This window comes from Synechococcus sp. H70.1 (assembly GCF_047502705.1).
Taxonomy (GTDB): Bacteria; Cyanobacteriota; Cyanobacteriia; order Thermostichales; family Thermostichaceae; genus Thermostichus.
On sequence record NZ_JANSIV010000041.1, the window covers coordinates 1 to 8,602 of the forward strand.

6 protein-coding genes are annotated in these 8,602 nt (G+C 57.0%); all 6 read right to left on the reverse strand.

Features of this window, described 5'->3' with window-relative positions:
• Positions 1 to 409 precede the first annotated feature (409 nt).
• A complete protein-coding gene (locus NW827_RS02960) occupies positions 410 to 3,106 on the reverse strand; it encodes a tetratricopeptide repeat protein (RefSeq protein ID WP_414403832.1) in 2,697 nt (898 codons plus the stop codon).
• A gap of 14 nt (positions 3,107 to 3,120) precedes the next feature.
• Positions 3,121 to 4,347 (reverse strand): class I SAM-dependent methyltransferase, encoded by a 1,227-nt coding sequence (locus tag NW827_RS02965; protein WP_414403833.1) that lies wholly within the window; start codon positions 4,345 to 4,347, stop codon positions 3,121 to 3,123.
• A 238-nt stretch (positions 4,348 to 4,585) separates the two neighbouring features.
• The gene (locus tag NW827_RS02970; RefSeq protein WP_414403834.1) at positions 4,586 to 5,356 is read right to left on the reverse strand and encodes a TylF/MycF/NovP-related O-methyltransferase; all 771 of its coding nucleotides are present in this window, start codon (positions 5,354 to 5,356) and stop codon (positions 4,586 to 4,588) included.
• Complete coding sequence (locus tag NW827_RS02975) at positions 5,353 to 5,784, reverse strand: phytanoyl-CoA dioxygenase family protein (protein ID WP_414403835.1); 432 nt, start codon at positions 5,782 to 5,784, stop codon at positions 5,353 to 5,355. Before NW827_RS02975 ends, NW827_RS02970 begins: the two co-directional genes overlap by 4 nt.
• A gap of 382 nt (positions 5,785 to 6,166) precedes the next feature.
• Positions 6,167 to 6,940: a hypothetical protein gene (locus NW827_RS02980; RefSeq protein ID WP_414403836.1), complete on the reverse strand. Its 774-nt coding sequence runs from the start codon at positions 6,938 to 6,940 to the stop codon at positions 6,167 to 6,169.
• Positions 6,941 to 6,949: 9 nt separating this feature from the next.
• Positions 6,950 to 7,675 carry an SPASM domain-containing protein gene (locus tag NW827_RS02985; RefSeq protein ID WP_414403837.1) on the reverse strand — a complete coding sequence of 242 codons (726 nt, stop codon included), beginning with the start codon at positions 7,673 to 7,675 and terminating at the stop codon, positions 6,950 to 6,952.
• Between the last annotated feature and the right edge of the window lie 927 nt (positions 7,676 to 8,602).

An 8,602-nucleotide genomic window follows, 5' to 3' on the forward strand; every position in this document is an offset into this window, starting at 1 on the left:
AACCGCAGTCTTCCAAACTGCTGTTGTCGGTTCGATTCCGTCCGCCCGCTTCCAGCCGGTAGATCCTGAACTAAGCTGCAAAACTGGCTCCAGATAAGCCCTTTCAGACCTAAAACCTCAGTTGAGGGTAAAGCCAAGTTTGGGGTAGAAGAGGGTAAGTTGGGTGCGTAGAGTGATTGCAAAATGATCGCAAGGAGAGAGCCAAAGGAAGTTGTCTACGTGACTCAAGACAAGGGTTGGCGGCGTCTGACTTAAACGTAGCAGGGCCGGCGCTACCGCACGTCAATAGGGATGCCGGACATGGCAGTAGGGCGACGGGCGCTGCAGCGGGTGGTGGTTCGGTAAGGATACGGGGGAGCTTGTTTTCTGCCCACGAGCAGAGGCAGCAACTCCGCACCCCCTGAGGATCTCAGCTCCCAGGGTCGGGGGGTGGCACCCGAAAACCGCTGGGCAGCTTCTCTCCACGGGCAGCCGCTTCCAGCGCCGCCAGGAGAAAGGTCTCGAACTGACGCACAACCTGCAGGTCTTGGTACAGGTGCACTTTGGCTGCTTCTACGGCCTTGGTGGCAAAAGCCAGACAGCGCTCCTTGTCGCGGCCAAAAGCAAGGGCTGTAGCCGCATAGGCGTCGAGGGATGGGGCAATGGGCGCTATCTGGGCAATCCCCATCTGCTCATAGGCTGCCGCCACCAAACGCGCACGGGCAAAGCGCCCAGGCCAGGTGACAACGGGTTTGCCGTAGGCCATGGGCTCGTAGAAACTGTTGCCTGAGCCGAAATGGATAGGATCCAGCAGAACGTCACAATGGGCCACCAGCGCCATGAAGCGAGCAAGGGGCTGGCGCGGCACGAAGCAGACCCGTTCGTTGAGGATGGGAGCGCTCTTTGCCCAGCGGGCCCTGAGCTGGTCGTTCCAAGTCTTGGCGCGGCTGTCGATGAGGACAATGTGGCCCTCGGGATCGCCCTCAGCAATGGCTGCTAGCACCGCGTCGAAGTCCGGGTGAAACTTAAAAAGCGATTGCGGGCAGCCGTAGAGCCTGCCGCGCTCAGGCAGGCCCAGTTCTGCGCGTGGGGGAATTTGCCGCGGCAAGCTGAAAAGTTGGTAGTAGAAGAAGGGCAAGCGGGCAAAGCGCACCAAGCGCTCGCTGTAGTACGCTTCCGCCCCTTCTGGCTCTACTGGCGCATCGGCCCCCAGGAAGTAATCGATTGTATCGAGGCCAGTGGTATCCGGGTGGCCGTAGCTAACCATCTGCACCGGCGCAAGCCGCGCATAGGCCAGGAAGTAGGTCGCCATCGACATGCCGATGTCGGGATAGAAGAGGGCGTCCAGCTCAAGGGCTGCAACCTGCGCCTGCCACTGGGGCAGTGGGCCGCTGAGAACCACCACTCGGTCGCAAGCAGCCTCTAACATAGCCCGCACCGAGTCGCGACGGGCTTGCGGTGGGTAGATGAGGATAACTTCAAAACGCGAGCGGTCAAGCTGACGCAAAAGGCCCTGGTAGAGCTTGCCGATGGTGTGGTTGACAAGAAACTGTGAGCAAAAGCCAACGCGGATGCGCCGACCAGCAGGGAAGTGCCAACGGGCAACATGCGGCGCTTCAAAATTGAGCTGCGGCGCCTTGGCTCGAAAGAGCTGGCAGAGCATCTCCATGAGTGGCCGGTCGTCGGCGTTGTGGTAGGCGAGGTAGAAGGAAAGGGAGGTTCCCAAGAGTTGGGTCGGGTCTTCCAGGGTTCCAGGCAAGGCCAGCAAACTCCGCAGACCCTCCTGGTAGCGTGCCCGCCAGTGGGCGATAGCGGCCTGTGACTCTAGGATGGGGGGTAGCCAAAGCCGGCCCTGAATCTGCGCCGCAAGGATCTGCTCGGCAGCATTAGGGGGTTGCGGCCTGCATTGGCGCGCGGCCTGCAGCACTTCCTCTGCTTCTGCATCTCTTTCTTGAGCTGCCAAGGCAAGCGCTAGATCCAGATAGGCAGCAAAGTGGTGGGGATCTTTTCGAAGGGCAAGACGGGCAAAGCTCTCTGCTTCCTGAAAGAGCTCTAAATTGAGGTAGACTTCTGCCTTGCCCAGCAAGCCCTCAGGGAAGTCGGGGCGAAGGGCCAAGGCTTTGTCGTAGTAATCCAGGGCCTGGGAAAAGTTGTGCTCCCCTAGCTCCATTCTCCCAAGCGAGAGGAGCGCTTCCACCCGTTGGGGATTGAACTGCAGTGCTGCTTGGTAGGCGTTCTTGGCCCGCGTTCTTTCGCCGCCCCCCAGCAGCGCGCTCCCGTAGTTGACCCAGGCGTCAGCATAAGTCGGCCGGAGCTCGATGGCCCGCAGGGCAGCCGCTTGCGCTTCCGACCATTTGCCCATCTCCTGCAGTAGAGCTGAAAAATTGCTGTATATCTCAGCATCCTCTGGATAGGCTAGGAGCGCCTGGCGAAAGGTCGCCTCGCTTTCCACGTAGCGCCCTTGCCCTTGCAGAGATAGCGCTAGGGCAAGCAGGGCGTTGCGCTCTGCAGGCTCAAGGTCCAGAGCGCGGCGAGCCGCCTCTTCTGCTGCAGCATACTCCCCCTGATTCCAGTGCACATTGGCAACAAGGGCCCAGGCTAGGGCAGAGCTGGGGTTTCTGGCCAGCACCTCCTGGGCTTTTTGCAAGGCAAGGGCCAGGTTGCCACAGTTGTAGGCGTCACTTGCTGCCTGCAGCTCGCTGACCTCCTCCTCGCTAAGGGTTCGAGTCGCTGGCACCGAGCTGGGGGAGGGGGCCTCTCCTGCCAGCTTGGCAGCGGCCAGCCGCGCGCTCCACTCGACAACCACTGCCTCTTCCAGGAGTCCGAGGGTGTGCCCATCGGCAAGCACCGACTCGGCCTCCGCATATTCGTCACACTCCATCAGCGCCTCAACCAGGGACAGCCAATACTGACCAACCGTTGGATTGGCGCTGACGGCGGTTACCAAATGGTGCAGGGCCGCTCGGGGCTGCCCCCGCTGGCGGGTAAGCTGCCCCAGCTTGTGGTGCGCCTCTGGGTGGCGGGGGACAGACCGTAGGACAGCTCGATAGAGCTGCTCCGCCTCCTCCAGGCGCCCCTGCTGGTGATGGTTGAGGGCTTGCTGCAGCAGGTCGTCCAACTCTGACATTGCAGGGAAACTCCTCAAGTGCTTTTTTTCCCTCCCGGCAGGGCATAGGGATGGGTCGCGTGCCAGTAGTCAACCAACTGCCCTTGGTGCTCGATGAGAACCTGCTTTGGCGCTATCCCAAGGCTGGCCATCTCTGTCACAATGTCGGCAGCGCGCCATTGCGTTGGAATGATGACCACGTCTGGGGGTTGCTTGACCAGTTCCTCTCGGCTCACAATTCTCTGACCCACCCCGGGCACATGAGTGCCGACCTTGTTGGGATCCGAATCGACGACCAAGGGAAACTGCTCGGCCCTAACCCCAAAGTGGTGCATGAAGGCTGCCCCTTTCCCTGTACCTCCCCATATGGCAACCCGCAGGCCACTGCAGGCAAGCTCGTGAAGCTGGGCCGCAATCCTGCGCCGGGCCGCTTGGCTGCGCTGCAGGAATTGAGCTGCTGCTTCTGCTCGTAGCCGCCAATCGGGGGGCAGCCGGAGCTCCACGATGGCCAGCACCACTTCCCCATCGTAGGCATGCCACAAGCTCACAATGGCACCCACGCGCTGTAACAGGGTGCGCAGTGACTCGGTACTGAACTGCTGGGGGTGTTCGTAGTAAAAATCCACCAATCGGCCTGTATGGAAGACCCGGTCGATACAAGGTACTTCAACGAGCAAGCGGACAGTCTTCTCACATTGACTTGCAGCCCACGCCAACTGCTGCAGGAAAGCTGCTGGTTGGCTAAAGTGCTCCAGCACGTGGCGCATCACCACCAGATCTGGCTGAAGGCGCAGCAGATCCTCAACCGGCTCAAAAAGCCGCGCCTCAAACTGGAAGTCGCGGGGGAAGTCGTCTGGTTGGTGGGGATCAAATCCGATGTACTGTCCTTGCCGACGCGCAGCCAAGGCGCGCAGAAAGTGACCACAGCCGCACCCAATCTCAACCACTGTTGGGTTCTGGGGCAGGTAGGTCAACGCCTCATTAGCTAGTTGTGCCAGGTGCTGGTTCCACAGGATCCCAGCGTTGAACATGAGGGTGGACTGGCTGGGGTAGGGAACATCCTCATAGCAGAAGGCGCGATTCCAGACATGGCCACAGGCAATGCACTGGACAAAGTCAAGCCGATAACGGGGCATTGACCGCGCCTCATGTTCAGTGCGCGGCCAGCCTAGGATGGCAAGCGGCGCCATCCCGCCGTCAAAAAAAGGGTGGGCCGCTACTTCGCCGCATGCCGGGCAGGGGTCGGAGTAAAGGGGTGTCATCAGAAAAATGCAGCGCTGAGGCTATCGTACTATTACCATGCAACAAACCCTGACCTGTCAGCTAGCCCCCACCCCAGTCCAGGCGGCCAAGAAAGGCCTTGGGAAGGGGATGGGGAGTCCAACGCCGCCAACCTGATTGCCCCCTCTGGAGCTGCTGTCAACCAGCCCAGAGGCCCGTAGTTGGCTTGTCCTCTGCAGGCTACTGCTTCAGGGAAGCAAGCTATGGCCGTGGAGGAGTTTACTCCAGCACGGCGTATGACATGGACGTCGCGTAGGGGAAGCGGATCAGACGGAGATTGCGGATGCCCAGCGTCTCACCTGGAAACTGACGCAGGTTGAGCTCGTCGAACAAGATCACTGCTCCCTTGGGCATGCGCGGCACGAGCAATTCCAGGGCCAGTTTTGTTGGCTCGTAGAGGTCGACATCAAGATGCAGCAAAGAGACAACCAAATGGGGGTTGTCTTCAAGATACTTGGGCAGTGTAACACGCAGATCGCCCTCGACTAGCTTCAGTTTTGGTATGTGTCCGAGAAAGCGGGTCAAATCATGGATGGATGCGGCACGCAGAATATCGTTGGCCATGCCGCTTTCGACGGCAAAACCACCGGGACGGGTATGTTCGGAAACCTGCTGACCTGCCAGATCGGCTGCAGACAATTCTGGAAAGCCCGTGAAAGTATCGAAGCCGATGATCTCGCGCAGATAATTGGTTGGCTCGAAAATCGAGCTCAGGTGATACCAGGTCATGAGGCTTGCGCCACGGGCAACCCCCATCTCCACAACTGAACCGTGAACGTGCAGTTGCTTCTGGAACACCTCGGCGCGTGCCAAGAATTTCGTTAAGCTTTCCCGCGTAACGTATTTGGTAAAATTTTCCAATTTAATGTTGGCGCTGCCGGGGCTCTCGGCCCAGTAGCGCTCCAGTTCTGCCAGACACCTGATATTGGCTTCGCTTTGATGGGATGACTCGCGGATCATGCCGCTCAAGGGATGGTTAGTGCTGCTCATGGGGCATTCTCCTTGGTTGCAAGTGCTTTCCGTCCTTCTTCTGCCAAATCTTCCCAGCGCCAGCCTCGTTCAATGAAGAAAGGATCGGTCAAATCGGTATAGCGCAGCGAAACCGCAAACCTTACGTCTTCACTGCGGTTCAGGTTGGCCGAATGCGGCAATAGTCCGTCGAGGAGAACCAGGTCACCTGCCATTAGTTCGAGCTGACGCTGCTCTTTGAAGGAAGCGGTGACTTCTGGCAAAAGCGTAATCCACTTGTTTTTTCCACGCAGCGCCTCGTCGTAGGCGTGAGGCAGCAGACCCCGCTTGTGCTCGCCAGGTGCAACCACCAACCCGCCATTAAAGCGCCGGTATTCTGTAACGGAATGTAGGCCACTACGTGATATGGGCCGTAGAAACGATCCTGATGCCAGTAGGCAACATGCCATTCGTGGCCGGGCATGCTTATGATCATGATCAGGCGTGGATGGATGGCGATGTGCTCGCTGCCCAGTACCTCTCTAACCCAACCAGTGAGCAAGTGGCTGCTTGCCAGTTCAAACATCCAAGGCCGACGATTGACCTCCTCATAAATCCAAGACTGGGCCTCCGGCTTGGCCCGCCACAGAGTTATGAGCGAGCGCGACAAACGACGCACAGGGTCACTTTCTTCACTGGCTGAAAGGCCAAACCGCTCAAGCTGCGTGGCGACCAGCCAGTGCAGGTCATCTGCCCACTCATTTAACAAAGCGGGCGAAATAAACTGGGGGATATGGCAGTAGCCGAGTTCTGCAAATTACTCCCTGAGCTGTTTCATGTTTACTCTCCTTATTATCGTAGAGTCTCCCAAGCCTGTGCTGCCTCTTGGGAGATAGTGCCAGCATAGTAGCCCTGAATCGGAAAGTGAAACGGTTGATCTTCAGCGGGCTTGCGCAGTACGCAGTAAAGCAGGGCATTGTGGCCAATCTGATTTTTGGTGGCTAGTTCGAGAATATCCTCGCGTTTCCATAGCTGCACGAACTTCAGTGGGTTGTATTCGACGTAGAGATAAGCCATTATCGTATAACCATTTGCCTGAGCTAGATCCCAGAAAAAAGTCGGTTGCACGTTGTAAAAACCATGGTCGAGCCAGCCAGTAAAGGGCAGGCCATGGATCATCAAGCCGCCAGGCAGTGTGTAGTCGTGTATGGTTTTCATTACCTGAGCAATGTTGAAGATGTGCTGGGCTGTGCCAAGGTTAAAAACAGCATCATAACGCTGGGGCAACTCAATAGGGAAATTGAGGTCTAGCTTGAGAGCTGTCTCGGTGCCATGAAGATCCACCGCCGTCATGGAGCGCGGCTGCCAGAAGGTGCGCCAAAAGATCTTGGCAATCTCGAACAGCATTACGGGGCGCTTGGCTTGAGTTATTTCATCGAGCTGACGGAAGAGGGCAGTACGTTCTTCCTCTTTGGCAAAGCGATAAATGTCTTGGCCAAGCTGCTCGACAGCCACGTCGCCATACCAGTTGGCTTCGCCCAGTTCCAAACAGTCTCCTCCAAGTGGAATGGCGTTTTGCTCCCGCATTTGGCGAAATAGGATGTATTCGATGGCGGTGATAGCCATAAATCTCCCTCAGAGAAAATTGCAGCGGCGGCAGGGCTCGACAAGCAGACGGTTGTCCACTGTTGTGCGCAGTCGGCGATAGCTTGGGCTGTTGTAGATGTCGAGGACATGCTGCTCCCGAACGTTGCCTATGGGGTAGCGTGCCTGGCCATCGGCGCAACAATGGGCTACTACACCCGTTGCTGTGATCGATATATCAAACCAGCGGGTGCAGGCTACAGGCGGCACCGCGGAAGTGGGCATGTCAACCTGGCCAAGCCAGTTCATGCGTGGAAAAATGCTCACCTCAAACAAGGGATAAGTTGTCTTTACCCAGACAGCAAAATCTTTATCAACTGCCGTGCCGTCACCGACACGCGACAGCACAATGCGCATTGGCAAACGTCCTTCAGCTTTTGCTTTGTGCAGCATGTCCAGGCTTTCGCGGGTTCGTCTATAGGGCAACCTCATTGTTGCCTCATATTCGTTCGGGCGATGATCGTTAAAACTAACCCACAAGTAGCCAAGATTGGGGAACTGGGTCAATCGTTCCAAGATCCGCTCGTTGATGAGCGAAGCATTGGTAGTCAAGGTAATTGTGGCATTTGGTAACTCAGACTGGAGGTACGTAAGCAAATCAAAAATCCGTGCATCCAAAAATGGCTCGTTGACCTTAAAGGGGCTTAATTGAAAGCGATGAAGACGTGGAATGTCTTTAAGGTCGTTGACGATTTTCTCTATGAGAGCATCATCCATCTTTGTCCCTTTTCTTTCTAGCGAAGAATAGGGACAAAAGTTGCAGGCAGCGTTGCAGCGCGCCTCTGATAGTCCAGTAAGTTAGGCGGAATTGGGATCATTTCAACGTTCTCTTGAAGCATGGAATTTTCTCCTGCAATATCTTCCCTACTAATTACAACACTTCCACGCAAGCTCTAGTGTAGGGGCTCTACACCATTAGCGGGAAGGCTGCTGCCTGTGTCTGTCATGAGCTACCCCAGCGCATGGGTGGGGTTCCCCCGCCTACCTGACGACAAGGGTTTTGTCTCTTTCCCTGCCCCAGTTGTTTCATCGTTCGCGGCAGCGGGACGGCGTCCATCCTGTGTACCGAGTCTGCGTTCGCAAAGCGTGGCGCTAGCCATAGTAGAGCTGAAGCATCCAAGACTCACGAGGCAGGTTCCCAGCCCTGGTTGGTAGCAACATCGAACATAACCCTCACCGACCCCCTGTCCCTCTCTATCGCAAAACCACAAGCAGACACAGGCATGATAGCAGTACAGCTTGACTCTAAGTGTATTGTTTCGTGCGGCGGTGCTCTGGTACACCCAAAGTCAATCTAGGGGCGCTGTCCATTCCCACCGTCTATACAGGGGGGCACTCCGCGCGTTTTGTTGACCCAGCCAGCAATAGGTTGAGCTGCGCTGAAAGATAGGCCAGACTAGGTTCGGTATGGCTAGGTGTGTCAGAGCGAAGGAGGCGGCCAGCTCTTTGTTCGATTCCTCTCCAGCAACAACGCTTGGCTTCTGAAGCTTATCTGGTCAGTAGGACTTGCTGCCCGCAACTTGCCCACAAGACTAAAGGAACGCCGCAAAGCCTTACGCAGCAAGCGTTTGCGGGTATAAAACAGCTGGCTTCCAAACTGCTGTTGTCGGTTCGATTCCGTCCGCCCGCTTCCAGAAAATAAAC